This window comes from Salmonella sp. SJTUF15591 (assembly GCF_043356435.1).
GTDB lineage: Bacteria > Pseudomonadota > Gammaproteobacteria > Enterobacterales > Enterobacteriaceae > Salmonella > Salmonella enterica.
In genome coordinates this window covers 765,941-792,510 of the sequence record NZ_JBEUJO010000001.1, presented here as the reverse complement: position 1 = coordinate 792,510, position 26,570 = coordinate 765,941, and the positions used below count along the sequence as shown (strand labels likewise).

The window sequence follows — 26,570 nt, the reverse complement described above, 5'->3', positions numbered from 1 at the left end:
GAGCCAGCCTGTGGAGAGTCCGATGCAGGATCGCAATTTTGATGACATTGCTGAAAAGTTTTCCCGTAACATTTACGGCACGACCAAAGGACAACTGCGGCAAGCCATTCTGTGGCAAGACCTGGATCGCGTGCTGGAGGAGATTGGCGGGCGAAAACTGCGGGTACTGGATGCCGGCGGCGGCGAAGGGCAAACGGCGATTAAGATGGCGGAACGCGGCCATCAGGTGACGTTATGCGATCTGTCTGGCGAAATGATCGCCCGCGCGCGGCAGGCGGCCGAGGCAAAAGGTGTGAGCAAAGACATGCATTTTATACAATGCCCGGCTCAGGACGTCGCTTCGCATTTGGAAAGCCCGGTTGATCTGATATTGTTTCATGCTGTGCTGGAGTGGGTAGCCGATCCTGTCGGCGTATTAGAAACGCTCTGGTCAGTATTGCGCCCTGGCGGCGCGCTGTCGTTGATGTTCTATAACGCTAACGGTTTGCTGATGCACAATATGGTGGCGGGTAATTTTGACTACGTGCAGGCGGGGATGCCTAAACGCAAGAAGCGCACGCTGTCGCCTGACTACCCGCGCGACCCCGCGCAGGTGTACCAGTGGCTGGAGGCGATTGGCTGGCAGATTACCGGTAAAACCGGCGTGCGTGTGTTTCATGATTATCTGCGTGAAAAACACCAGCAGCGTGACTGTTATGAGACCCTGGTCGAACTGGAAACGCGTTATTGCCGCCAGGAGCCGTATATTAGCCTTGGGCGCTACATTCATGTCACCGCGATTAAAAGCCCGGCGCTAGCCGCAGATGCAAGGATAACCTATGAGTGAATTTTCCCAGACAGTCCCCGAACTGGTTGCCTGGGCCAGAAAAAACGACTTTTCCATCTCGCTGCCGGTAGACAGACTTTCCTTTCTGCTGGCGGTCGCCACGTTGAACGGCGAACGCCTTGACGGCGAGATGAGTGAAGGCGAGCTGGTGGATGCATTCCGCCATGTGAGTGATGCGTTTGAGCAAACCAGCGAAACCATCGGCGTGCGCGCGAACAACGCGATTAACGATATGGTGCGTCAACGTCTGCTGAACCGCTTTACCAGCGAGCAGGCGGAAGGCAATGCGATTTACCGATTAACCCCGCTCGGGATTGGCATCACCGATTACTACATTCGTCAACGCGAATTCTCTACGCTGCGTCTTTCTATGCAGTTGTCGATTGTGGCCGGCGAATTGAAGCGCGCGGCGGATGCGGCAGCGGAGGGTGGCGATGAGTTCCACTGGCATCGCAACGTTTACGCGCCATTGAAATATTCGGTGGCGGAGATTTTCGACAGTATCGATCTCACCCAGCGCATCATGGATGAACAGCAGCAGCAGGTGAAAGACGATATCGCACAACTGCTGAATAAAGACTGGCGGGCGGCGATTTCCAGCTGTGAACTGCTGCTTTCCGAAACGTCCGGTACGCTGCGCGAGTTGCAGGATACGCTGGAGGCGGCGGGCGATAAGCTGCAGGCTAACCTGCTGCGCATTCAGGATGCCACGATGACGCACGATGATCTGCATTTTGTCGACAGGCTGGTGTTTGACTTACAAAGTAAACTCGACCGCATTATCAGTTGGGGTCAGCAGTCTATCGATTTATGGATCGGTTACGATCGTCACGTGCATAAATTTATCCGTACCGCGATCGATATGGATAAAAACCGTGTCTTCGCCCAGCGGTTGCGCCAGTCCGTGCAGACTTATTTTGACGATCCGTGGGCGCTAACCTACGCGAATGCCGATCGTCTGCTGGATATGCGCGATGAAGAGATGGCGTTGCGTGACGATGAAGTCACCGGGGAGTTGCCGCCGGATCTGGAATATGAAGAGTTTAACGAGATCCGCGAGCAGTTAGCGGCCATCATTGAAGAACAGCTGGCTATCTACAAAACCAGACAAACGCCACTGGATCTTGGGCTGGTGGTGCGCGAGTATCTGGCGCAATACCCGCGCGCGCGTCATTTCGACGTGGCGCGTATTGTTATCGATCAAGCGGTACGTCTTGGCGTAGCGCAAGCAGATTTCACCGGACTGCCAGCCAAATGGCAGCCGATTAATGATTACGGAGCCAAGGTACAGGCGCATGTCATTGACAAATATTGAACAAGTGATGCCGGTTAAGCTGGCGCAGGCGCTGGCGAATCCGTTATTTCCGGCGCTGGATAGCGCATTACGTTCGGGCCGCCACATCGGGCTGGACGAACTGGATAATCATGCCTTTCTGATGGATTTTCAGGAATACCTGGAAGAGTTTTACGCGCGTTATAACGTGGAACTGATTCGCGCGCCGGAGGGGTTCTTCTACCTGCGTCCGCGTTCTACCACGCTTATCCCGCGCTCGGTGTTATCCGAACTGGATATGATGGTCGGTAAAATTCTCTGCTACCTCTATCTTAGCCCGGAGCGTCTGGCCAACGAAGGGATCTTTACTCAGCAGGAGTTGTACGACGAGCTGCTTACCCTTGCGGACGAAGCCAAACTGCTAAAGCTGGTGAATAACCGCTCGACGGGATCTGACGTTGATCGTCAGAAACTGCAGGAAAAGGTGCGTTCTTCTTTAAACCGCCTGCGTCGTTTGGGCATGGTATGGTTTATGGGCCACGACAGCAGCAAATTCCGCATTACCGAATCGGTCTTCCGCTTTGGCGCGGATGTCCGCGCCGGCGACGATCCTCGCGAGGCGCAGCGTCGTCTCATCCGCGACGGGGAAGCGATGCCCATTGAAAACCATCTGCAACTTAATGATGAGACCGAAGAGAGTCAGCCGGACAGTGGAGAGGAAGAATAATGATTGAACGCGGTAAATTTCGCTCGCTAACGCTGATTAACTGGAACGGTTTTTTTGCCCGCACTTTTGACCTGGATGAACTGGTCACGACGTTATCCGGGGGCAACGGCGCCGGGAAATCCACGACGATGGCGGCGTTCGTCACGGCGCTGATCCCGGATCTTACATTACTGCACTTCCGTAACACCACGGAAGCTGGCGCCACCAGCGGTTCGCGCGATAAAGGTTTGCACGGTAAGCTGAAGGCGGGCGTCTGTTACTCCATGCTCGACACCATTAATTCCCGCCATCAGCGGGTGGTGGTCGGCGTGCGTCTGCAGCAGGTCGCTGGGCGCGATCGCAAAGTGGACATCAAACCGTTTGCTATCCAGGGGCTGCCGATGTCGGTACAGCCGACACAACTGGTGACGGAGACATTAAACGAACGTCAGGCGCGCGTACTGTCGCTTGCTGAGCTGAAAGACAAGCTTGACGAGATGGAAGGCGTGCAGTTTAAGCAGTTTAACTCCATCACCGATTATCATTCGCTGATGTTTGACTTAGGGATTATCGCCCGTCGTCTGCGCTCCGCTTCCGATCGTAGTAAATTCTATCGTTTGATAGAGGCCTCGCTGTACGGCGGGATCTCCAGCGCCATTACCCGGTCGCTACGCGATTATTTATTGCCGGAAAACAGCGGCGTGCGCAAGGCATTCCAGGATATGGAAGCGGCGCTGCGCGAGAACCGACTCACGCTGGAAGCGATTCGTGTTACCCAATCCGATCGCGATCTGTTTAAGCATTTGATCAGCGAAGCCACCGATTATGTGGCGGCGGATTATATGCGCCACGCCAATGAGCGTCGGGTTCACCTTGATCAGGCGTTGGCGTTTCGACGCGAACTGTACACATCGCGCAAGCAGCTGGCGGCAGAGCAGTATAAGCACGTCGATATGGCCCGTGAGTTGGGCGAACATAACGGCGCCGAAGGTTCTCTTGAAGCGGATTATCAGGCGGCGAGCGATCACCTGAATCTGGTGCAAACCGCGCTGCGCCAGCAGGAAAAAATTGAACGCTACGAAGCGGATCTTGAAGAGCTGCAGATTCGACTCGAAGAGCAAAACGAAGTGGTGGCGGAAGCCGCCGAAATGCAGGACGAAAATGAAGCGCGTGCCGAAGCCGCCGAGCTGGAAGTCGATGAACTCAAAAGCCAGCTTGCGGATTACCAGCAGGCGCTGGATGTACAGCAAACGCGCGCGATTCAGTATAACCAGGCGATATCAGCGCTTGCCCGCGCTAAAGAACTTTGCCATCTACCGGATCTAACGCCGGAAAGCGCCGCCGAATGGCTGGATACTTTCCAGGCAAAAGAGCAGGAAGCTACGGAAAAACTGCTGTCGTTGGAACAAAAAATGAGCGTGGCGCAAACCGCGCACAGTCAGTTTGAGCAGGCTTACCAGCTGGTGGCGGCGATCAACGGCCCGCTGGCGCGTAGCGAAGCCTGGGACGTGGCGCGCGAGCTGTTACGGGACGGCGTGAACCAGCGTCATCTGGCGGAACAGGTACAGCCGCTGCGGATGCGTCTGAGCGAACTGGAACAGCGACTGCGCGAGCAGCAAGAGGCGGAACGTCTGCTGGCGGAGTTCTGTAAGCGACAGGGCAAAAATTTTGATATTGACGAACTGGAAGCGCTGCATCAGGAGCTGGAAGCCCGCATCGCGTCCTTGTCTGATAGCGTGTCGTCAGCCAGCGAACAGCGTATGGCCTTGCGTCAGGAGCAGGAGCAGCTTCAGTCGCGTATTCAACATCTGATGCGGCGTGCGCCCGTCTGGCTGGCGGCGCAAAACAGTCTGAACCAGCTTAGCGAACAGTGCGGCGAGGAGTTTACGTCCAGCCAGGAAGTGACCGAATACCTGCAACAGCTACTGGAGCGTGAGCGCGAAGCCATTGTCGAACGCGACGAAGTGGGCGCGCGTAAAAATGCGGTTGATGAAGAGATCGAACGTTTAAGCCAGCCGGGCGGCGCGGAAGATCAGCGTTTGAATGCGCTGGCGGAGCGTTTTGGCGGGGTACTGCTGTCGGAAATCTACGACGATGTCAGTCTTGAAGATGCGCCGTACTTCTCCGCACTGTATGGCCCGTCGCGCCATGCGATCGTCGTACCGGATTTATCGCAAATAGCCGAACAGCTTGAAGGTCTGACCGACTGCCCGGAAGATCTGTACCTGATCGAAGGCGATCCGCAGTCTTTTGATGACAGCGTATTCAGCGTTGACGAGCTGGAAAAGGCGGTGGTCGTGAAAATTGCCGACCGTCAGTGGCGTTATTCGCGTTTCCCGTCGCTGCCTATTTTTGGCCGTGCGGCGCGCGAGAACCGTATTGAAAGTCTCCATGCGGAACGGGAAGTGCTTTCCGAGCGTTTTGCCACGCTCTCGTTTGACGTGCAGAAAACCCAGCGTTTGCACCAGGCGTTCAGCCGTTTTATCGGCAGCCACCTTTCCGTTGCCTTTGAGGACGATCCGGAAGCGGAAATTCGCCGACTGAACGGGCGTCGCGTCGAGCTGGAGCGCGCGCTGGCGACGCATGAAAACGACAACCAGCAGCAGCGCCTTCAGTTTGAGCAGGCGAAAGAGGGCGTTTCCGCGCTTAACCGTTTGCTGCCGCGGCTGAATTTATTGGCCGATGAAACGCTGGCCGATCGGGTCGATGAAATTCAGGAACGGTTGGATGAGGCGCAGGAAGCGGCGCGATTTGTGCAGCAATATGGCAACCAGTTAGCCAAACTGGAGCCGGTGGTTTCCGTTCTGCAAAGCGATCCGGAACAGTTTGAGCAGTTAAAAGAAGACTATGCATGGTCGCAGCAAATGCAGCGCGACGCGCGCCAGCAGGCTTTTGCGCTGGCTGAAGTCGTCGAACGTCGGGCGCATTTCAGCTATTCCGACTCGGCGGAAATGCTGAGCGGCAACAGCGATCTCAATGAAAAGCTGCGCCAGCGGCTGGAGCAGGCGGAAGCCGAGCGTACCCGCGCCCGCGAAGCGCTGCGCAGCCATGCCGCGCAGTTAAGTCAGTACAGCCAGGTCCTGGCCTCGCTAAAAAGCTCTTACGACACGAAAAAAGAGCTGCTTAACGATTTGCAGCGCGAATTACAGGATATTGGCGTTCGCGCCGACAGCGGGGCGGAAGAGCGTGCCCGCCAGCGTCGCGATGAACTGCACGCCCAGTTGAGCAATAACCGTTCGCGTCGCAATCAGCTTGAGAAAGCGCTCACCTTCTGCGAAGCGGAGATGGAGAACCTGACCCGTAAACTGCGCAAGCTGGAGCGCGATTATCATGAAATGCGCGAGCAGGTTGTGACCGCGAAAGCCGGCTGGTGCGCAGTCATGCGGATGGTGAAAGACAATGGCGTGGAACGCCGTCTGCACCGTCGTGAGCTGGCTTATCTGTCGGCGGATGAACTGCGCTCCATGTCGGATAAGGCGTTGGGCGCGCTGCGCCTGGCCGTCGCGGATAACGAACATCTGCGCGACGTATTGCGCCTGTCGGAAGATCCGAAACGCCCGGAACGTAAAATCCAGTTCTTTGTGGCCGTTTACCAGCATCTGCGCGAACGTATTCGTCAGGATATTATTCGTACCGACGATCCGGTTGAAGCCATTGAACAAATGGAGATTGAACTGAGCCGTCTGACGGAAGAGCTGACATCGCGTGAGCAAAAGCTGGCGATCAGTTCCCGCAGCGTGGCAAACATCATCCGCAAGACTATCCAGCGTGAGCAGAACCGTATCCGTATGCTGAACCAGGGGTTGCAAAGCGTCTCGTTTGGCCAGGTGAATAGCGTGCGGTTAAACGTCAACGTGCGTGAAACGCATGCCACCTTGCTGGATGTGCTTTCAGAACAGCAGGAGCAGCACCAGGATCTGTTTAACAGCAATCGTCTGACCTTCTCTGAAGCGCTGGCGAAACTGTACCAGCGTCTGAATCCGCAGATCGATATGGGGCAACGTACGCCGCAGACCATCGGCGAGGAGCTGCTGGACTACCGTAACTATCTGGAAATGGAAGTTGAAGTTAACCGTGGGTCCGACGGCTGGCTGCGTGCGGAATCCGGCGCGCTATCAACGGGGGAAGCTATCGGGACCGGGATGTCAATTCTGGTGATGGTGGTGCAAAGCTGGGAAGACGAAGCGCGCAGACTGCGCGGGAAAGATATTTCGCCATGTCGCCTGCTGTTCCTCGATGAAGCGGCGCGTCTGGATGCGCGCTCTATCGCCACGCTGTTTGAACTATGTGAACGTTTGCAGATGCAGCTCATCATCGCTGCGCCGGAAAACATCAGTCCGGAGAAGGGCACGACCTATAAACTGGTGCGTAAAGTGTTTCAGAATACTGAGCATGTTCATGTTGTCGGGCTGCGTGGCTTTGCGCCGCAGCTTCCGGAAACGCTTCCCGGTACGCAGACGGAAGATACGCCTTCAGAAGCGAGTTAAACACGGCAGAAACGATGAAGTGCCCGATGGCGCCTCGCTTATCAGGCAAGGCCGGATAAGTCGGTTACGCCGCCATCCGGCACAACAAGTTTTGTTTTATCATTAGCCTGGGGCGGCGAAAGCCGCCTTTTTCTTTATCTGAAAAATCTCTCCGGGTAGTGCATTTTCTTTAAACTTCTTTACATTAGGTTAGGCAAAAACGTAACGAACTTTATATACTGGAGTTAAGCCTGACGAGTGAGCAGGCTGACTCGTCATACTAAACAAAAGCATTGGTTGCGGTTGACCCGCGCTGCGGGCAGCGCAGTCATGCGGAGTATGATAACGAAAACAGGGGGCAAGGGATGTTGCTTAATAAGATGTGTGGTCGTTGTCTGTCGGCAATCAGTTTATGCCTGGCCGTAACATTCGCTCCACTGTTCAATGCGCAGGCCGATGAGCCTGAAATGATACCTGGCGATAGCGCCGTTGCCGCGACGGATCAGGCTGGGCCGCAGAAGCAATCCGCCGCGACGGCGATTATGGCCGGGATTCAGCCGCTGCCGGAGGGCGTTTCAGCCGAGAAAGTCCGGGCTGATTTACAGTCGCAGCTTCCTTCCGGCTATACGCCGGTCTATATGAGCCAGCTGACATTGCTGTATGCCGCGCGCGACATGAAGCCCATGTGGGATAATCGCGATGCGGTGAAAGCCTTCCAGCAACAGTTGGCGGAGGTGGCGATTGCCGGATTCCAGCCGCAGTTTACCGCCTGGGTGGCATTGTTGACCGATCCCGCCGTAAACGGTATGGCGCGCGATGTTGTGTTGTCAGACGCCATGATGGGCTATCTCCATTTCATTGCGAATATCCCCGTCAAAGGCCAGCGCTGGTTATATAGCAACAAACCTTACGCATTGGCGACGCCGCCAGTCTCGGTGATTAACCAGTGGCAAATCGCGCTGGAAGAGGGCCAGTTGCCGATGTTTGTCGCCAGCCTGGCGCCGCAGCATCCACAGTATGCGCCCATGCATGACGCGTTGCTGAAGCTGGTGGCGGACTCTCGCCCGTGGCCGCAGTTGACCAATACCGCGACGCTGCGCCCGGGGCAATGGAGTAACGATGTGCCTGCGCTGCGCGAAATATTACAGCGTACGGGGATGCTGGATGGCGGTCCAAAGATAGCCTTACCCGGCGATAACACTGCTGATAGCGCCGTCGTCAGCCCCTCCGCCGTGGTCGACGAAACATCGGTGGCGCAGCCGGTCGACGAACCAACGGCCCGCCGTAGTAAGCCGGCTCCGGCGGCACGCGCCTACGATCGTGAACTGGTCGAGGCGGTAAAGCGTTTTCAGGCATGGCAAGGGCTGGGGGCGGATGGCGTCATTGGCCCGGCGACGCGTAACTGGCTTAATATGACCCCCGCGCAACGCGCAGGCGTACTGGCACTGAATATCCAGCGTTTACGCCTGCTGCCGGCGGAACTCTCTACCGGTATTATGGTAAACATTCCCGCTTATTCGCTGGTCTACTATCAGAATGGCAACCAGGTGCTGGCTTCAAGGGTGATCGTCGGGCGTCCCGATCGTAAAACGCCGATGATGAGCAGCGCGCTGAATAATGTGGTGGTGAACCCGCCGTGGAACGTTCCGCCCACGCTTGCGCGTAAAGACATTTTACCGAAGGTGTGGAATGACCCAGGCTATCTGGAGCGCCATGGCTACACCGTGATGCGCGGCTGGAACAGCAAAGAAGCGATCGATCCGTGGCAGGTTGACTGGGCCACCATTACGCCATCGAATCTTCCGTTCCGTTTCCAGCAGGCGCCAGGCGCGCACAATTCGCTGGGGCGTTATAAATTTAATATGCCGAGTTCAGATGCGATCTATCTGCACGATACGCCTAACCATAATCTCTTTCAGCGTGACGCCAGGGCGTTAAGTTCCGGCTGCGTGCGGGTCAATAAGGCCTCTGAACTGGCGAATATGCTCTTGCAGGATGCTGGCTGGAACGATGCGCGGATCTCAGGCGCCCTGAAGCAAGGCGACACGCGGTATGTCAATATCCGGCAGAACATTCCAGTAAATCTTTACTATCTGACCGCGTTTGTCGGCGCAGATGGACGTATGCAATATCGTACAGATATTTACAATTACGATCTCACAGCGCGATCCAGCGCACAAATTGTGCCAAAGGTTGAACAATTAATCAGGTAAATGAAGAAGTTCTGGTAAATATGTTGTCCTAATGTTTGGCTTCAACGGGGCGTTTCGCTGTAGACCCCCGTTGTGGCTGGGGGAGGGCCATCTTGACGCGGGCTTTATCGGCAGTTAAGGTGCCTTTCGTGCGCCAGAAGTGCATATACAATAACCTTTAAGTCGACCGGGCCGTTCAGAAGTCTGTGCCAGCCGGTATCATGTCTGCTTAAAGGTAGAAGTGTATTAACGATAACATTGACCTGTAGACCTGATTATCATGGACAAATTTGACGCTAATCGCCGCAAGCTGCTGGCGCTTGGTGGTGTCGCCCTCGGCGCCGCCATCCTGCCCGCGCCAGCGTTTGCCACACTCTCGACCCCACGCCCGCGCATTTTGACGTTAAACAATCTCCATACCGGAGAGTCAATCAAGGCGGAGTTTTTCGATGGAAGAGCCTACATTCAGGATGAATTAGCAAAGTTAAACCATTTTTTCCGTGACTATCGCGCGAATAAAGTCCGATCAATCGATCCCCGCCTGTTTGACCAACTTTACCGACTTCAGGGGCTGTTAGGGACGCGTAAACCTGTGCAGCTCATCTCAGGCTACCGTTCTCTTGATACCAATAATGAATTACGCGCCCGTAGCAGCGGCGTAGCGAAAAAAAGCTACCATACAAAAGGGCAGGCGATGGATTTTCATATTGAAGGCGTGGCGCTGAGCAATATTCGCAAAGCGGCGTTATCTATGCGCGCAGGTGGTGTAGGATATTACCCACGTAGTAACTTTGTGCATATTGATACCGGGCCGGCGCGGCACTGGTAATCAGCGAGGCTTAATCAAAGGAGCAGTATGAACTATCGTATTATTCCGGTCACCGCGTTCTCCCAGAACTGTTCATTAATCTGGTGCGAACAAACCCGGCTGGCGGCGCTGGTCGATCCGGGCGGCGACGCGGAAAAAATTAAACAGGAAGTGGACGCCAGCGGCGTGACGTTGATGCAAATTTTACTCACGCATGGGCATCTCGATCATGTCGGCGCGGCGAGTGAACTGGCGCAGCATTACGGCGTTCCTGTTATCGGTCCGGAAAAAGAAGATGAGTTCTGGCTGCAAGGACTGCCGGCGCAAAGCCGCATGTTTGGTCTGGATGAGTGTCAGCCGCTGACGCCTGATCGCTGGTTGAACGACGGCGATCGCGTCAGCGTGGGGAATGTGACGTTACAGGTGTTACATTGTCCGGGACACACGCCGGGACACGTGGTTTTCTTTGATGAACAGTCGCAACTGCTGATCTCCGGCGATGTGATTTTCAAAGGTGGCGTCGGGCGCAGCGATTTTCCTCGCGGCGATCACACCCAGTTGATTGACGCTATTAAGCGTAAATTATTGCCGCTTGGCGATGATGTGACCTTTATTCCTGGCCACGGCCCGCTCTCTACGCTCGGGTACGAGCGTCTGCATAATCCCTTCCTGCAAGATGAGATGCCGGTCTGGTAAGCAGAATGAAAAAGCCTGCAATGTGCAGGCTTTTTTATCGGTCACGCCAGTCGACAGTTTTTTACAGTACCGCAACAATGGCTTCGCATAGCGGCGCCATATTATCCGGGGTCATGCCCGCCACGTTCACGCGACCAGAAGCCACGGCATAAACGCCAAACTCTTCACGCAGACGCAGCACCTGATCTTTGGTCAGACCGCTGAATGAGAACATCCCGTTCTGCTTGATAATAAAGCTGAAGTCACGGTTCGCGCCTTTTTCCTGCAAGGTATTCACGAACAGTTGACGCATACGCTGAATACGCTGGCGCATGTCCGTCAGTTCCTGTTCCCAGATAGCGCGCAGGGCGTCATTACTCAGGATAGTCGCGACGATGGACGCGCCGTGCGCTGGTGGGTTGGAGTAGTTAGCGCGAATGGCGGATTTCATCTGGCTAAAAGCGCGATCCACGGTTTCCGCATCGGCAGCCACGAGGGTGCAGGCGCCGACGCGCTCATTATATAAGCCGAAGTTTTTGGAGTAGGAGCTGGCGACAATGAGCTCTTTATGCAGCGCGGCAAAGGCGCGCAGACCTTCCGCATCTTCTTCCAGGCCGCGGGCAAAGCCCTGGTAGGCGAAATCGAATAGCGGCAGCCACCCTTTTTCAACGGAAAGCTCAGCCAGAACCTGCCACTGTTCCAGAGTAGGGTCAATGCCGGTTGGGTTATGACAGCAACCGTGGAACAGAACCACATCGCCGGCCTGTGCTTCGCTCAGGCTGGCTTGTAGCGCTTCAAAATCCAGCGTGTGATTTTCCGCATCGTAGTAAGCGTACTCCCGAACTTCCAGGCCGGCAGCGTTAAACACGCTTTTATGGTTCGGCCAGCTGGGGTTGCTCACCCACACCCGTTTTACCGGAGTATTTTTTGCCAAAAAGTCGGCGGCAATGCGTAACGCGCCGGTACCGCCCGGCGTTTGCGCCGTGCGTGCGCGCTTATCGTTAATCAGCGCGCTGCCTTTGCCGAACAGCAGTTCCTGAGTGCAGCGAGCAAATTCTGGAATCCCGTCAATGCCGAGATAGTTTTTCGTCGTTTCATTTTCCAGTAAATACTGCTCGGCTTTTTTAACGCTGGTGAGCACCGGTGTTTTGCCGGTTTCATCTTTATATACGCCAATGCCAAGGTTAATTTTCCCTGGACGGTCATCGGCGCGAAACAGATCGGTCAGGCCCAAAATCGGGTCGGCAGGAGCGGCGGTTATGTTCTCAAACATGACGAGGTTCCATTATAGTTACAGAAGGGAAATCCGCTATCAGGTTAACGGCAGATTTACAAAATGCCAACCGTTAGCGCTAAAAAGCCTGCCTGTTTTTGAAAGACGCACATTTTCTCTAAGAGAGATAAAAAAACAGGACCGAAGTCCTGTTTTTGAGGCATAAAACAAAGGGGTCTGCTGATCAGAACTGGTAAGTAATACCGACAGCCGCCTGATCGTCGGTGCCAACGTAGCTGGAGCTGTAGTCGTTTTCGTCCAGCAGGTTGAAACGGTAGTCAACCCATACGTTCATGTTTTTGTTGAAGTAGTAAGTCGCGCCTGCCTGAATATATTTCGCCAGATCGGCCGAGCCGTCGGCGCCGTTCAACTGCTTACCTTTACTCTGCACATACGAGATTGCCGGACGCAGGCCGAAGTCAAACTGGTACTGAGCGACCACTTCCAGGTTCTGCGTTTTGTTTGCCATTTCCACGGTATCGGTAACCGTATTTTCAACAATGCTCATATTGCGGGTTTCAGCATATACGGCAGCCAGGTAGACGTTGTTTGCATCATATTTCGCGCCAACGGCCCACGATTCTGCGCGATCGCCATTACCATCGCGATCCTGCTGGTCGTTAGTACGCTTGCTGTTGCTGTACGCTGCGGTGACGCCAAAGCCGTCGAACTCATATGCCATGGTGTAACCTACGCCATCGCCATTCTGAGAGTTAATGCTGTGGTTGTCCTGATTTTTACCCTGATACTGGATACCGAAAGAGAGACCGTCCACCAGACCAAAGAAGTCAGAGTTACGGTAGGTCAACAAACCGCCAGCACGGCTGGTCATGTAGTTATCGGTATAGGCGCCGCCCCAGGTTTCGCCGGAGAAGTAGGGGGCCATATCGGTATAGGATTCAACATCGTAAACGATACCGTAGTTACGACCATAATCGATTGAACCCACTTCCGCGTATTTCAAACCCGCGAAAGCCAGACGGACCAGATTCGAGTTCTGCTGTTCGCCTTCAGCGCGGTCTGCTTTAGTACGGTATTCCCACTGACCGAAACCGGTCAGATCGGTGTTAATCTGCGTTTCCCCTTTAAAACCAATCTGGGCATAAGTCTGGTCGGCATTTTTGCTATCGCCGGTCGTTGTCCATACGTGACGACCCACGGCTTTACCGTACAGATCCAGCTTATTACCATCTTTATTATAAATTTCTGCTGCGTTTGCAGTTGCAGCAGCCAGCAGGGCAGGGATCACCGCTGCCAGGATTTTGCGCTTCATCATTATTTATTACCCTCATTGGTTTTTTTATATGACACCTGCCACTGCCGTCAATAAATTCCGTCAATAAAACTTTACAGAAATATTGATGAGAGTTTGGTGTCTTTATGTGTCTGACAGGCATCTTTCCATTCAAACTAACGTTTCGCTACCGTGAAAGTGCTACAAATATAAAGATTTTGTTTCAAAAGGAAAAAATATGTAAACAAATGTTATTTTTGAGGAACTTTGTGAACAACGTCAAACTTCCCCTGAGTTCTCGCTTTGATTTGATCGTTTTTCTTTTATCACTATGATTTTATTGTAATTATTGGCTTGTAGAACCGTTGTGCCTGAAAAAGCAGCAGACGAGCTATTTCATAAAAATAGCCATTTAGAAGTCTTGATGTCCGAAATTGTGGTGAAAAATTGTGCTATTAGAGCAGAAAAATCTAATCCGCAATAAAATTAAGGATTAATTTTTATGTGTAAATATTTTTGTGAAATATACAGTAACAAGATGTGGTAATTCAGAGGGTTGTAATTAAATTTATTTACTTATTGATAATAAAACTGACATTCAGGCGAAAAAAAAGGCCAGCATAGCTGGCCTTGAGTGTGACGTAAAAATCAGAAGCTGGCGTTGCGTGGGGTCCGTGGGAATGGAATAACATCACGCACGTTTTGCACACCCGTGACGTAAGCGATAAGGCGTTCAAAGCCCAGGCCAAAGCCGGAATGCGGTACAGTACCGTAGCGACGCAAGTCGCGATACCACCAGTAATCCTCTTTATTCAGCCCCATTTCGGCCATACGGGCATCCAGCACATCCAGACGCTCTTCACGCTGGGAACCACCGATGATTTCGCCGATTCCCGGCGCCAGCACATCCATGGCCGCCACGGTTTTGCCATCTTCGTTAAGGCGCATGTAAAACGCTTTAATTTCCTTCGGATAGTTTTTCACCACTACCGGCGCTTTGAAATGCTCTTCCGCCAGATAGCGTTCGTGTTCGGAAGAGAGGTCGACGCCCCAGAACACCGGGTTTTCAAATGTCTTACCACAGCGTTCCAGAATGGCGACCGCATCGGTGTAATCCACCTGAGCGAAGTCGGTAGAGACAAAACGCTCCAGACGAGCAATAGCGTCTTTATCTACGCGTTCGGCAAAGAACTTCATATCATCCGCACGCTCTTCCAGAACCGCCTTGAAGACATATTTCAGCATGGCTTCCGCCAGACGGGCGTTGTCTTCCAGATCGGCGAACGCCACTTCCGGCTCCAGCATCCAGAACTCCGCCAGGTGGCGGCTGGTGTTGGAATTTTCCGCGCGGAAGGTCGGCCCAAAAGTATAGATTTTGGACAGCGCGCAGGCATACGTTTCACCGTTGAGCTGGCCGGAGACGGTCAGGAATGATTCTTTGCCAAAAAAGTCTTTGTCAAAATCTACTCTGCCCTGGTCGTTACGCGGCAGGTTTTCCAGATCCAACGTTGAGACGCGGAACATTTCGCCAGCGCCTTCGGTATCGGAAGCGGTAATCAGCGGGGTAGAGACCCAAAAGAAACCCTGCTCATCGAAGAAGCGATGCAGCGCCTGCGCCAGAGTATGGCGGACGCGCGCTACCGCGCCAATCAGGTTGGTGCGCGGGCGCAGATGCGCGACCTCACGCAGATACTCAATGCTATGGCGTTTTGCCGCCATCGGGTAGGTATCCGGATCTTCCACCCAGCCTGCGACTTCTACTTTCGTGGCCTGGATTTCGAAACTTTGCCCCTGTCCCGGCGACGCGACAACCTTACCTGTTACTACTACGGAGCAGCCTGTCGTCAGGTGTAATACTTCTTCATTATAATTGGGCAGAGAATTATTAATGACAGCCTGTACAGGATCAAAGCAGGAGCCGTCATAAACGGCGAGGAAGGAGATGCCAGCTTTTGAATCTCGGCGGGTACGCACCCATCCGCGCACGGTGACTTCTTGGTCAACGGCTACGCGGCCCTGGAGTACGTCGGCTACAGGCACAACGCTCATAATATTCTCTCTAGTTAATAGTCGGAAAAAATAAACACTTGTCCACCCGAAATGGGGGTATTCCTATGTTACCTGGCATCTGCAATCAGACAAGCAGAAATCGCATCTGGAAGCAGGTTTTCAGAAAGAAACCTGTAAAAAGTTCGCACCTGCTCGCGAACCATTGAGAATTTAGGCTGGTTTTGCAAGCTTTGCGCACGTTACTCGATCAGGACGCGCATCTCTTGCTTGGCGTTTTGCATCACGACAATCGTTTTAAAAGACTTAATATTGCCTGAGGAAAAGAAAAGCTCACGGGTAAGCGCTTCATATTCCGCCATGTCACGAACATTGAGCACCAGTAAAAAGTCGAAATCGCCCGTTACGTAGTAGACCTGCTGCACCTGCGGGCAACTGACAAACCGTTGACGAGCCTCTTCCAGTAAATTGAATCGCTCGTTTTCGATCACCACCTGCACCACAATCGTGACCGGGCGTCCCACTTTGCCAGCATCAATAAGGCTGACATTGCCTTTAATTATGCCCGCCTCCTCCAGTGCCGCGATACGACGATTCACTGCCGAAGGTGAAAGATTGACCTGTTCGGCGATTTCCCGCTGAGAAAGACGATTATCGCGCTGCAATAATGTCAGAATGTTTTTATCCCAGGCGTCAAGCTTCATATCGCAAATAACCTCTTTAATGTGATGACTATCACTGCGCGCAATTTTGCCGCGTCCAGACCGTTAAAAAAAGGTGAAAATTGCACGACGATGGGCATTTTCGCGCCATTTAACAGCAATAAGCATAGTACTATCATAATCAGCGGAATAAAGAAAAGGACGTAATAGATATTGTGCGACTCTTTTATCAGTACGGTTTATTAAAGTGAGGATAACCACTACTACAGCCACAAAACGCGAGTTCTTTACTTGTTTCTACTCAATAATTGCCAAAAACATATTATTTCAATAAATAAACTTTAACAAAAGGTATCATTATGCATGAGCTTATTAAATACCAGTTTAATACACGTCGGAAAAAATATGGTACAGGAGCGGCCTTAAGTTTGCTTAACGGAAATGTTGGGCGTGAGGTGTTAGCATTTCATAAAAAATTACCCAATTATGCCGTTACGCCGTTACATAATCTGGCGCATCTAAGCCGGCGGCTTGGACTAGGGTCCATCCATATTAAAGATGAGTCCTGGCGTTTTGGCCTGAATGCTTTTAAAGGTCTGGGCGGCTCTTATGCTGTAGGAAAATATCTCGCTGATAAATTGCAATGTGATATTAACTCGTTAAGTTTTGCTGCCCTTAACACTCCTGAGATTAAAGAAAAAATTAAAGATTGTGTTTTTGTTACCGCGACGGATGGCAATCATGGCCGTGGTGTGGCGTGGGCAGCGGAGCAATTAGGTCTAAAAGCCGTCGTTTATATGCCTAAAGGATCATCGTTAATCCGGGCAGAGAATATTCGCCATCATGGAGCTGAATGCACCATCACCGATCTGAACTACGATGATGCAGTGCGACTGGCCCATAGAATGGCGCAAACAAAAGGCTGGGTGCTTTTGCAGGATACAGCCTGGACAGGGTATGAAGAGATCCCAACGTGGATTATGCAAGGCTATATGACACTAGCGGTTGAAGCTTATGAGCAGCTCGCAGAAACAAACAGTCCGTTGCCAACCCACCTTATTTTACAAGCGGGGGTGGGATCATTTGCTGGCAGTGTTATGGGTTATTTTGTTGAAAAAATGCAGGAAAATATCCCTAATATTATTGTGGTTGAGCCGCATCAGGCCAACTGTCTTTATCAATCCGCAGTTATGAATGATGGTCAACCTCACTGCGTCACTGGCGATATGGCGACGATAATGGCCGGGCTTGCGTGTGGGGAGCCGAATATTATCAGTTGGCCTATTATTCGGGACAACACCAGTTGTTTTATTTCCGCTGATGATTGTCTGGCGGCTAAGGGTATGCGCATTTCTGCCGCGCCGCGTCCAGGTACGGATACGCCTTTTATTTCCGGCGAGTCCGGAGCTATTGGCGTAGGGTTACTTTATGAGTTAATGAACAATATGCATTATCAGGATCTTGCTAATCGCTTACAGCTTGATGCCAGTGCTCATGTTCTGCTTATTAGCACCGAAGGCGATACGTCCCCAGATATTTATGAAGATATAGTCTGGAACGGACGCAGCGTTTAAACATTACGGCTAAAAAATTAGATAATAAAGGTAGCATGTAAAAAATGCGTTTTTATACGCATAATAAACCTAATGCAGGAAGCAAAACTTCATAACAATATACCATTAAAACGGCATTTAGTGAGTAAGGGATGCTCCTACCCGCTGACTTTCCAGTTTAGTGTTGTTGGCAAAATTCAGGATTACGCTGAACTGGAAAGATTATTTCTGAGACTGAACGAATTAATTTAAATCCGAGGTCATTATGTTAGAGCAACTTTCACAACTCTTTGAATTTCTATGGGGTGGCCCATTATTTTTGTGTGTCATCGGCATTGGTTTTTATTTTACAGTACGCCTCAAATTTTTCCAGATTATTAATTTAAAAGAAATTTACCGTAATACAATTGGTACACTTGCCGGAAAAAATAAACAAAACACTACTGGCGAGGCAGCGTCTAAAAAATCCTTAAAATCAATAGAGGTGGCTGCCACGGTGCTATCCGGCTCATTAGGCGCGGGAACGATCGCAGGTGTTACTGCGGCTATTGCGGTTGGCGGACCTGGGGCAATTTTCTGGATGTGGATCATTGCGGTCGTGGGTATGATGACCAAAATGGTTGAAGTGACGCTGGCGGTGAAATACCGAAGTAAAGGTGAGAATGGCGAATATTATGGCGGCCCAATGCATTATATTAAGAAAGGGCTCAATAAAAAATGGCATCCCCTGGCAGGATTATATGCGTTTGCATTAATGATTCTGGTTATTACGGATGCCTGTTTTGTGCAAACTAATACGATGGCGGCGGTCATTCACTATACGTTTGACATCCCAACAAGCGTCATTGGGGGATTTATTGTCATCGTAGGCGCGTTGGTTATTTTAAAAGGACTCGCCAGTCTTGGTAAATTCTGTACGATTGCACTTCCACCGATCACCATTGCCTATTTCATTGGTGCCGCTGGTGTAGTGGTATTGAATATCGAGGCTATCCCACAGGTTATAAAAAGTATTTTCTATTATGCCTTTGCCCCTGCGCCAGCAGCCGGTGGCTTTGTCGGGTCAACCATCATGATGGCCATCAGTAAAGGAGCCAGTCGCGGAATATTCACTAACGAAGCCGGCATGGGTACCTCGGCCACAGTACATGCTACTGCCAACGTGGATTACGCTTTCCGTCAGGGAATGTGGGGGGCAGTGGAAGTATTTTTTGTCTCAATGATTACCTGTAACTTTACCGCATTTGCTGTACTTGCTTCTGGTATGTGGACAGACGCCAGTTATCAAGGTATTCAGATTATCTTTGCCGCCTTAAAAGAAACATGGCATCCGATTATTGTTCAGGTTCTCTGTCTCGGTGTGGCGTTGATTCTGTTTACTTCTTATCTTGGTTCATATATTAAATTTCGCACTTCGATAAACTATATCTTTGGCGATAAGCTAGAACGAATCATTAAATGGCTATATTTTTTGCCGCCACTGATTGCCGTTAATATGGAAATCCCGGTAATCTGGTTAATGGCTGATATTGCTGTCGGTTTTCTGGTTATCCCCAACGTAATTGCTCTGTTCTTGCTGCGTAAAGAATTTATTAGCGAATTCAATATATTCAAAACGCGTACACAGCGGGACACTAATTCTGTAAAAACAACGCAAATCACGCACGTAAATATGTCGAAGAGTGAAGGGAAAGAGGAGTAACCATCGCGGCCAGAACAGGTAAGATGGTCAGAAGAGTAACAAAGCGCCCACTTTCCGGGCGCTTCGCACAGGCATGGTTAACTTGCTTTACGCACCTGCGGGAGATCGAACGCTTTACGCAGCGCGCGCACAAACGCTTTATCATGACAGATCGTTTTACCGGGGCTGTCGGAAAGTTTAGCCACCGGCTTTCCGTTACATTCCACGAGCTTAATCACGATATTGAGCGGTTTTACCTGAGGGATATCGCAGGTCAGGCGGGTACCGATGCCGAAGCTTAACTGCACGCGAGAGGCGAAATGGCGATAGAGCTCGACCGCCTTTGGCAGATCAAGGTTATCTGAAAAGACCAGCGTTTTTGTCAGCGGATCAATCCCCAGCTTTTCATAATGGGCAATCGCCTTTTCGCCCCATGCGACAGGGTCTCCTGAGTCGTGGCGTAACCCCTGATAACGGCTGGCGAATTCAATGCCGAAATCGCGTAAAAACGCATCCATTGTAATGCAATCTGTCAATGCGATACCAAGCTGATCCGGATATTCGTTAAGCCAGGCGGCCAACGCGGCACGCTGACTGGTCGCCAGGTCCGGACTGATTTGTTGATGCGCCTGGAACCATTCGTGCGCCTGAGTACCCATCGGCGTCAGCGCCAGGCGACGTGCGAGATCATAGTTGCTGGTGCCGACGAACCATGACTCCTGCTGGAGACGTTTAACTATCGCCTGCTGCACTTCACGAGAGAAACGGCGGCGGGTGCCGAAGTCCATCAGGTGGAAGCGGGACATATCGAGATTGGCGGTTAACGCAGTGAAATCAACCAGCTTACTTTCCAGCGCGTCGAGCGCCTGATCAACGCCCGCGTTTGGCGAGCGGTAGTGATGAACCAGCTCACTGATCACGGCCAGCAGCGGCACTTCCCACATAATGACTTCACGCCACGGGCCGGTTAAGCGAATATTCAGCTTGCCGTTATCGTTGGTGACACAGACTTGAGCTGGGTTATAGCGAAACTCGCGTAACCAGTTCAGATAATCCGGTTTAAAAAAGGGCAGGCCGGAGAGCCACTGGAACTCGTCCTCCTGGAGGCGCAGGTGCTGCATCGCGTCCACCTGCTCGCGAATAGCATCGGCATAAATACCCAGCAGGTCGTCGCCACGGCAACGAAACTCAGCCGCTACCTGCACATCATAGTAGTGGTGAAAAACGGCTTGCTGCATATGCAACTTATAAGCATCTGTATCCAGCAACGAGTGCAGAACAGGAGAAGCGAATTGTGTCATAGGTGCGCTGTTGCGTCCTCTCACGGGAGCGTTTAGTACAATAAACAACTAAGAAAACCGCTGGAGTATACCTTGTTTAGCGATTTATTGAACCCCGATCACACCATAAGCTGTCTTTAGGGTCGAGCGCATTTCGTGCCCCATGTTATAAAAATGTAGCAAATAGGCCGTTTGTGCCTGAAAAGATGAACATTCTGCGTAGCGCGATTTGCGCAACAGGAATAGACTGGAGTCGACACTCTACACAAAGATGCGAAAGGTTTTTTATGACACAACAGCCACAAGCCAAATACCGCCATGACTATCGCGCGCCGGATTACCAGATTACTGATATTGACTTGACCTTTGACCTCGATGCCGAAAAAACCGTGGTCACCGCAATAAGCCAGGCTGTTCGTCATGGCGCGCCTGATGCGCCTCTTCGCCTTGATGGGGAAGATTTAACGCTGGTATCTATCCACGTCAACGATGCGCCGTGGACAGCATATAAGGAAGAAGAGGGCGCGCTTATCATCAGCGACCTGCCAGAGCGTTTTACGTTACGCATTGTCAACGAGATAAGTCCGGCGGCGAATACGGCGCTGGAAGGATTGTACCAGTCCGGCGATGCGCTCTGTACCCAGTGTGAAGCGGAGGGCTTCCGCCATATTACCTGGTATCTTGACCGCCCGGACGTACTGGCGCGATTTACCACCAAAATTATTGCCGATAAAAGCAAATATCCGTTCCTGCTTTCCAATGGCAACCGTGTTGCGCAGGGTGAACTGGAGAATGGCCGTCACTGGGTTCAGTGGCAAGATCCGTTCCCGAAACCGTGTTATCTGTTTGCGCTGGTGGCCGGTGATTTTGACGTGCTGCGCGATACCTTTACCACCCGCTCCGGGCGTGAAGTCGCATTAGAACTGTACGTTGACCGTGGCAATCTGGATCGCGCGCCGTGGGCAATGACTTCGCTGAAAAATTCCATGAAATGGGATGAAACGCGTTTTGGGCTCGAATATGACCTCGACATCTATATGATTGTCGCGGTGGATTTCTTTAATATGGGCGCGATGGAAAATAAAGGTCTCAATATCTTTAACTCCAAATACGTGCTGGCGCGAACCGATACCGCGACGGATAAAGATTATCTCGATATTGAGCGCGTGATAGGCCATGAGTATTTCCACAACTGGACCGGCAACCGCGTCACCTGCCGCGACTGGTTCCAGTTGAGCCTGAAAGAGGGGCTAACCGTGTTCCGCGATCAGGAGTTTAGCTCTGATTTGGGGTCACGCGCGGTGAACCGCATCAGTAACGTGCGTACCATGCGCGGTTTACAATTCGCGGAAGACGCCAGCCCGATGGCGCATCCTATCCGCCCGGATAAAGTCATCGAAATGAATAACTTCTACACCCTCACCGTTTATGAAAAGGGTGCGGAAGTCATTCGCATGATCCACACGTTGCTGGGTGAGGAAAATTTCCAGAAGGGGATGCAGCTTTATTTTGAGCGCCATGACGGCAGCGCCGCGACGTGTGATGACTTCGTACAGGCGATGGAAGATGCTTCTAATGTCGATTTGTCCCATTTCCGCCGCTGGTACAGTCAGTCCGGCACGCCGATTGTAACGGTAAAAGATGATTATAATCCGGAAACCGAGCAGTACACGTTGACCATCAGCCAGCGTACTCCGGCGACGGCGGATCAGGCGGAGAAGCAGCCGCTGCATATTCCATTCGCCATCGAACTGTACGATAACGAAGGCAACGTCATTCCGTTGCAAAAAGGCGGTCACCCGGTCAACGCCGTGCTGAACGTCACGCAGGCGGAGCAGACATTTACCTTCGATAATGTTTACTTCCAGCCTGTTCCGGCCTTGCTGTGCGAGTTTTCAGCGCCGGTGAAGCTGGAATATAAATGGAGCGATCAGCAGTTGACGTTCCTGATGCGCCATGCGCGCAATGATTTCTCCCGTTGGGATGCGGCACAAAGCCTGCTGGCCACATACATTAAACTGAATGTGGCGCGTCATCAGCAGGGGCAACCGCTATCGCTTCCGGTGCATGTCGCTGATGCGTTCCGTGCAGTACTGTTGGATGAGAAAATCGATCCGGCGTTGGCCGCAGAAATTTTAACGCTGCCTTCGGCCAATGAAATTGCGGAGCTGTTTGAGGTCATTGACCCGATCGCCATTGCGCAAGTTCGTGAAGCGCTAACGCGTACGCTGGCGGCAGAACTGGCGGATGAGTTCCTGGCTATCTATAACGCCAATCATCTGGATGAGTATCGTGTTGATCACGGCGATATCGGTAAGCGCACGCTGCGCAATGCTTGCCTGCGCTTCCTGGCGTTTGGCGAGACGGAGCTGGCTAATACGCTGGTCAGCAAACAGTATCGCGATGCCAATAATATGACCGATGCGCTGGCGGCCCTGTCTGCTGCGGTGGCGGCGCAGTTGCCGTGCCGCGATATGCTGATGCAGGAGTATGATGATAAGTGGCATCAGGACGGCCTGGTGATGGATAAATGGTTTATCCTGCAATCCACAAGCCCGGCGGAAAATGTACTGGAAACCGTACGCGGCCTGCTCAAACACCGTTCTTTCAGTATGAGCAACCCGAACCGCATCCGTTCATTAATTGGCGCGTTTGCTGGCAGCAACCCGGCGGCGTTCCATGCGCAAGACGGTAGCGGATACCAGTTCCTGGTCGAAATGCTGACCGATCTGAATAGCCGTAACCCGCAGGTAGCATCTCGCCTCATTGAACCGCTGATTCGTCTGAAACGTTATGATGATAAGCGTCAGGAGAAAATGCGCGCGGCGCTGGAGCAGTTAAAAGGGCTGGAGAATCTTTCCGGCGATCTGTACGAGAAGATAACTAAAGCGTTAGCCTGACAGTATCCGTTATAAAGAGGTAAGACATGCCCGGTAAGCGTTAGCGCTGCCGGGCATTTTTTTGCCGGACGATGACGCTCGCTGGCGAAACGTGAAGTGAGAATGAAGGAAAACGATTGCTATTTATTGCCGTAGGTCAATTCCCTTTTGCCTTGTTATCGCCCATAATACGCCCCCGGTTTGCACACCGGGAATCCAGGAGAGTTCATGTACTATCCCTTCGTTCGTAAAGCCCTTTTCCAGCTCGATCCAGAGCGCGCTCATGAATTTACATTTCAACAATTACGCCGCATTACAGGTACGCCGCTGGAAGCGCTGGTGCGCCAGAAAGTACCGACAAAGCCGGTTACCTGCATGGGACTTACCTTTAAAAATCCACTGGGGCTGGCTGCCGGTCTGGATAAAGACGGGGAGTGCATCGACGCGTTAGGCGCGATGGGGTTTGGCTCCCTGGAAATCGGCACCGTGACGCCGCGCCCACAGCCGGGTAACGATAAGCCGCGTCTTTTTCGTCTGGTGGATGCTGAAGGTCTGATCAATCGGATGGGCTTTAATAATCTGGGCGTCGATAACCTGGTCGAGAATGTTAAAAAAGCCCATTTTGATGGTATTCTGGGAATTAACATCGGTAAAAATAAAGATACGCCTGTCGAAAATGGCAAAGATGACTACCTGATTTGTATGGAAAAAGTCTATGCTTATGCGGGTTATATCGCCATTAATATTTCTTCGCCGAATACGCCAGGGCTACGTACGCTCCAGTATGGCGATGCGCTGGACGATCTGTTAACTGCCATTAAAAATAAGCAAAACGATCTTCAGGCGATCCACCATAAATATGTGCCGGTGGCAGTAAAGATCGCGCCGGATCTTTGTGAAGAGGAATTGATCCAGGTTGCCGATAGCCTGCTTCGTCATAATATTGATGGGGTGATTGCGACAAATACCACCCTCGATCGTTCTCTGGTACAAGGAATGAAAAATTGCCAGCAAACGGGGGGATTAAGTGGCCGGCCATTACAATTAAAAAGCACAGAAATTATTCGCCGTTTATCCCAGGAGTTAAAAGGGCAATTGCCTATTATCGGCGTCGGCGGCATTGACTCAGTTATCGCCGCGCGCGAGAAGATAGCGGCAGGCGCTACGCTGGTACAAATTTATTCCGGCTTTATTTTTAAAGGCCCGCCATTGATTAAAGAAATCGTAACGCACATCTAAACTTTAGCCTTTATCAGACAACCAGGGCTTTATTTCCGGCGCTGGTTGTTTTATATTTCTCCACTGTTGCTTATTTAGACATTTTAGGCTTTTATTATTGGGGTAATAAACGAAGCGGCAAAAGGACAATGCTGTTACGAGTTGCTTAAAAGCGGGAGAGAGGTAATGCGAATTAAACCTGACGATAACTGGCGCTGGTATTATGATGAAGAGCACGATCGTATGATGCTCGATCTCGCCAATGGTATGCTTTTTCGCTCGCGCTTCTCTCGTAAAATGCTTACGCCGGACGCGTTTTGCCCGACCGGTTTTTGTGTGGATGATGCCGCGCTCTATTTTTCCTTTGAAGAAAAATGCCGGGATTTCGAATTAACCAAAGAGCAACGCGCGGAGTTGGTGTTGAATGCGCTGGTGGCGATTCGCTATCTCAAACCGCAGATGCCAAAAAGCTGGCATTTTGTAGCGCATGGCGAAATGTGGACCCCGGGAACGGGCGATGCCGCAAGCGTCTGGTTAAGCGATACGGCGGAACAGGTTAATTTGCTGGTCGTTGAGCCGGGAGAAAATGCCGCGTTGTGTCTGCTGGCACAGCCGGGCGTGGTGATAGCAGGCCGAACCATGCAGCTTGGCGATGCGATTAAAATTATGAACGACAGGCTGAAACCGCAGGTTCACTGTCACAGTTTCAGCCTTGAACAAGCGGTTTAATTTTCCAGTCGTAACGCGGTCTTAGGCACGCAGCTACAGCTCAGAATCGTACCATCGTCACCCATAGCCGATTTTTTCAGCGGACTTACTTCGCCTTCCAGCAAACGTATCCGGCAGCAACCACAGATACCAGCCCGGCAAGAATACGGAATACGAATCCCCTGATTCTCCAACTGTTCCAGTAGTACCTGTTGATTATTCCCGCAGAAGGTTTGCCCCTGCCAGTCGATGGTTACACTCGCGTCCGGGTGTTTATCTGGCGTAACGCTGTTGTCGACCGTTGTGGCGCCATAAGCTTTTGCCGGGGCTGTCGCCAGAATCTCCACCTCATCACCGACGCGAATGACGCCGCTATTGCGGGCAATCAGATTCTGACCGAAATCCACATCGCCATTGTCCTGGGCGGTACGAAAAGCTTGCAGTGTCGCCAGCGGTTCTCCGGAAGGATGTTTTTGCCCCTTTTCAGGGCTGACGGTCGTAAAAATACAGCGGCTACAGGGCTTCACGACGTCAAAAATCACATCGCCAATGCGAAGCACTTTCCAGCTATCTTCCTCCCAGGCCGCTACGCCGGAAACCACTAAGTTTGGGCGAAATTGTTCCATTTGTACGCCTGCCGGACAACGCTGTTGCAGATCGCGCAGCGAGGCTTCGTTGGTCAATAAATACGGGTAGCCATCGGCAAATCCCAGCGGCACCGCGTTATGTCGTTTAACCCGGCGCGTCAACTGCGGCCCAACCCAGCGCAACTGGACATCGCGGGAGAAAAAGCCGCTCAACCATTGATTAATCGCCGTCGGGGCGATGCGAGCGGTAAAATGGTTTCCCCAGACCTCGGTCGGCGCATCCTGCGGGGTGAAATCCGTAAAGCGAACCAGCGCGCTACTGCCGTCTGGCGCGGTCAAATGGAGGCCGTCGTGTAAGGGAGAGGGGGTAAAACGTACCATTTGTGGAAACTGGCGGGCGGTAATAAATGTGCCGTCAGGCTCGGTCACCATGAAGATGCGATCAAAAGCCAGGCCGCTGATATCTGCCAGCGCATGAGTCAGGCCAATGCCGCGCATGGATTTGACCGGATGAATAAAGAGCCGTGATAACGTCGCCACCG

Annotated in this window: 18 protein-coding genes; 12 read left to right on the top strand and 6 right to left on the bottom strand. The window is 52.0% G+C overall.

Annotated features, from left to right (window positions below):
* Positions 1-22: 22 nt before the first annotated feature.
* The 7 genes from cmoM (at position 23) to ABVM99_RS03965 (ending at position 10,967) form a co-directional block, all read left to right on the top strand.
* Positions 23-826: a tRNA uridine 5-oxyacetic acid(34) methyltransferase CmoM gene (gene cmoM / locus ABVM99_RS03995; RefSeq protein ID WP_001154025.1), complete on the top strand. Its 804-nt coding sequence runs from the start codon at positions 23-25 to the stop codon at positions 824-826.
* Positions 819-2,141: a chromosome partition protein MukF gene (gene mukF / locus ABVM99_RS03990; protein WP_001288828.1), complete on the top strand. Its 1,323-nt coding sequence runs from the start codon at positions 819-821 to the stop codon at positions 2,139-2,141. The genes cmoM and mukF overlap by 8 nt, the downstream gene beginning before the upstream one ends.
* Complete coding sequence (gene mukE / locus ABVM99_RS03985) at positions 2,122-2,826, top strand: chromosome partition protein MukE (RefSeq protein ID WP_000060025.1); 705 nt, start codon at positions 2,122-2,124, stop codon at positions 2,824-2,826. Before mukF ends, mukE begins: the two co-directional genes overlap by 20 nt.
* The gene (mukB, locus tag ABVM99_RS03980; protein WP_000572743.1) at positions 2,826-7,292 is read left to right on the top strand and encodes a chromosome partition protein MukB; all 4,467 of its coding nucleotides are present in this window, start codon (positions 2,826-2,828) and stop codon (positions 7,290-7,292) included. Before mukE ends, mukB begins: the two co-directional genes overlap by 1 nt.
* Before the next feature lie 344 nt (positions 7,293-7,636).
* Positions 7,637-9,484, top strand: a complete 1,848-nt coding sequence (gene ldtD / locus ABVM99_RS03975; protein ID WP_023194617.1) for a L,D-transpeptidase — start codon at positions 7,637-7,639, stop codon at positions 9,482-9,484.
* A gap of 259 nt (positions 9,485-9,743) precedes the next feature.
* On the top strand, positions 9,744-10,292 hold the full coding sequence (locus ABVM99_RS03970) for a YcbK family protein (protein ID WP_000357052.1): 549 nt from the start codon (positions 9,744-9,746) through the stop codon (positions 10,290-10,292).
* Positions 10,293-10,319: 27 nt separating this feature from the next.
* Entirely contained in the window at positions 10,320-10,967 is a 648-nt protein-coding gene (locus ABVM99_RS03965; RefSeq protein WP_001109471.1) for an MBL fold metallo-hydrolase, read from the top strand.
* Positions 10,968-11,028: 61 nt separating this feature from the next.
* Here the strand turns inward: ABVM99_RS03965 and aspC are convergent, their stop codons facing one another.
* The 4 genes from aspC to ABVM99_RS03945 all read right to left on the bottom strand — a co-directional run bounded on the left by aspC (position 11,029) and on the right by ABVM99_RS03945 (position 16,164).
* Positions 11,029-12,219 carry an aspartate transaminase gene (gene aspC / locus ABVM99_RS03960; RefSeq protein WP_000462706.1) on the bottom strand — a complete coding sequence of 397 codons (1,191 nt, stop codon included), beginning with the start codon at positions 12,217-12,219 and terminating at the stop codon, positions 11,029-11,031.
* Between the two features lie 184 nt (positions 12,220-12,403).
* The gene (ompF, locus tag ABVM99_RS03955; RefSeq protein WP_000977709.1) at positions 12,404-13,495 is read right to left on the bottom strand and encodes a porin OmpF; all 1,092 of its coding nucleotides are present in this window, start codon (positions 13,493-13,495) and stop codon (positions 12,404-12,406) included.
* A gap of 606 nt (positions 13,496-14,101) precedes the next feature.
* Entirely contained in the window at positions 14,102-15,502 is a 1,401-nt protein-coding gene (gene asnS, locus ABVM99_RS03950) for an asparagine--tRNA ligase (protein ID WP_000117867.1), read from the bottom strand.
* A 200-nt stretch (positions 15,503-15,702) separates the two neighbouring features.
* On the bottom strand, positions 15,703-16,164 hold the full coding sequence (locus tag ABVM99_RS03945; RefSeq protein ID WP_000762342.1) for an Lrp/AsnC family transcriptional regulator: 462 nt from the start codon (positions 16,162-16,164) through the stop codon (positions 15,703-15,705).
* Between the two features lie 317 nt (positions 16,165-16,481).
* Here ABVM99_RS03945 and dpaL point away from each other — a divergent pair, with 317 nt between their 5' ends.
* Both dpaL and ABVM99_RS03935 read left to right on the top strand, forming a co-directional pair.
* On the top strand, positions 16,482-17,696 hold the full coding sequence (dpaL, locus tag ABVM99_RS03940) for a diaminopropionate ammonia-lyase (protein WP_001648665.1): 1,215 nt from the start codon (positions 16,482-16,484) through the stop codon (positions 17,694-17,696).
* A gap of 244 nt (positions 17,697-17,940) precedes the next feature.
* Entirely contained in the window at positions 17,941-19,377 is a 1,437-nt protein-coding gene (locus ABVM99_RS03935; RefSeq protein WP_023195142.1) for a sodium:alanine symporter family protein, read from the top strand.
* Between the two features lie 77 nt (positions 19,378-19,454).
* Here ABVM99_RS03935 and pncB read toward each other — a convergent pair whose 3' ends face one another.
* Positions 19,455-20,657: a nicotinate phosphoribosyltransferase gene (gene pncB, locus ABVM99_RS03930; RefSeq protein WP_000191404.1), complete on the bottom strand. Its 1,203-nt coding sequence runs from the start codon at positions 20,655-20,657 to the stop codon at positions 19,455-19,457.
* A 266-nt stretch (positions 20,658-20,923) separates the two neighbouring features.
* Between pncB and pepN the strand changes: the two genes are divergently transcribed.
* The 3 genes from pepN (at position 20,924) to zapC (ending at position 25,462) form a co-directional block, all read left to right on the top strand.
* Positions 20,924-23,536, top strand: a complete 2,613-nt coding sequence (gene pepN, locus ABVM99_RS03925; RefSeq protein ID WP_000193774.1) for an aminopeptidase N — start codon at positions 20,924-20,926, stop codon at positions 23,534-23,536.
* Between the two features lie 207 nt (positions 23,537-23,743).
* Positions 23,744-24,754 (top strand): quinone-dependent dihydroorotate dehydrogenase, encoded by a 1,011-nt coding sequence (gene pyrD, locus ABVM99_RS03920; protein ID WP_000291723.1) that lies wholly within the window; start codon positions 23,744-23,746, stop codon positions 24,752-24,754.
* A gap of 165 nt (positions 24,755-24,919) precedes the next feature.
* Positions 24,920-25,462, top strand: a complete 543-nt coding sequence (zapC, locus tag ABVM99_RS03915; protein WP_001220671.1) for a cell division protein ZapC — start codon at positions 24,920-24,922, stop codon at positions 25,460-25,462.
* On the opposite strand, the gene ABVM99_RS03910 is transcribed toward zapC, so the two are convergent.
* Positions 25,459-26,568 (bottom strand): YcbX family protein, encoded by a 1,110-nt coding sequence (locus ABVM99_RS03910; RefSeq protein ID WP_052938277.1) that lies wholly within the window; start codon positions 26,566-26,568, stop codon positions 25,459-25,461. The two genes, zapC and ABVM99_RS03910, sit on opposite strands and share 4 nt — an antisense overlap.
* Between the last annotated feature and the right edge of the window lie 2 nt (positions 26,569-26,570).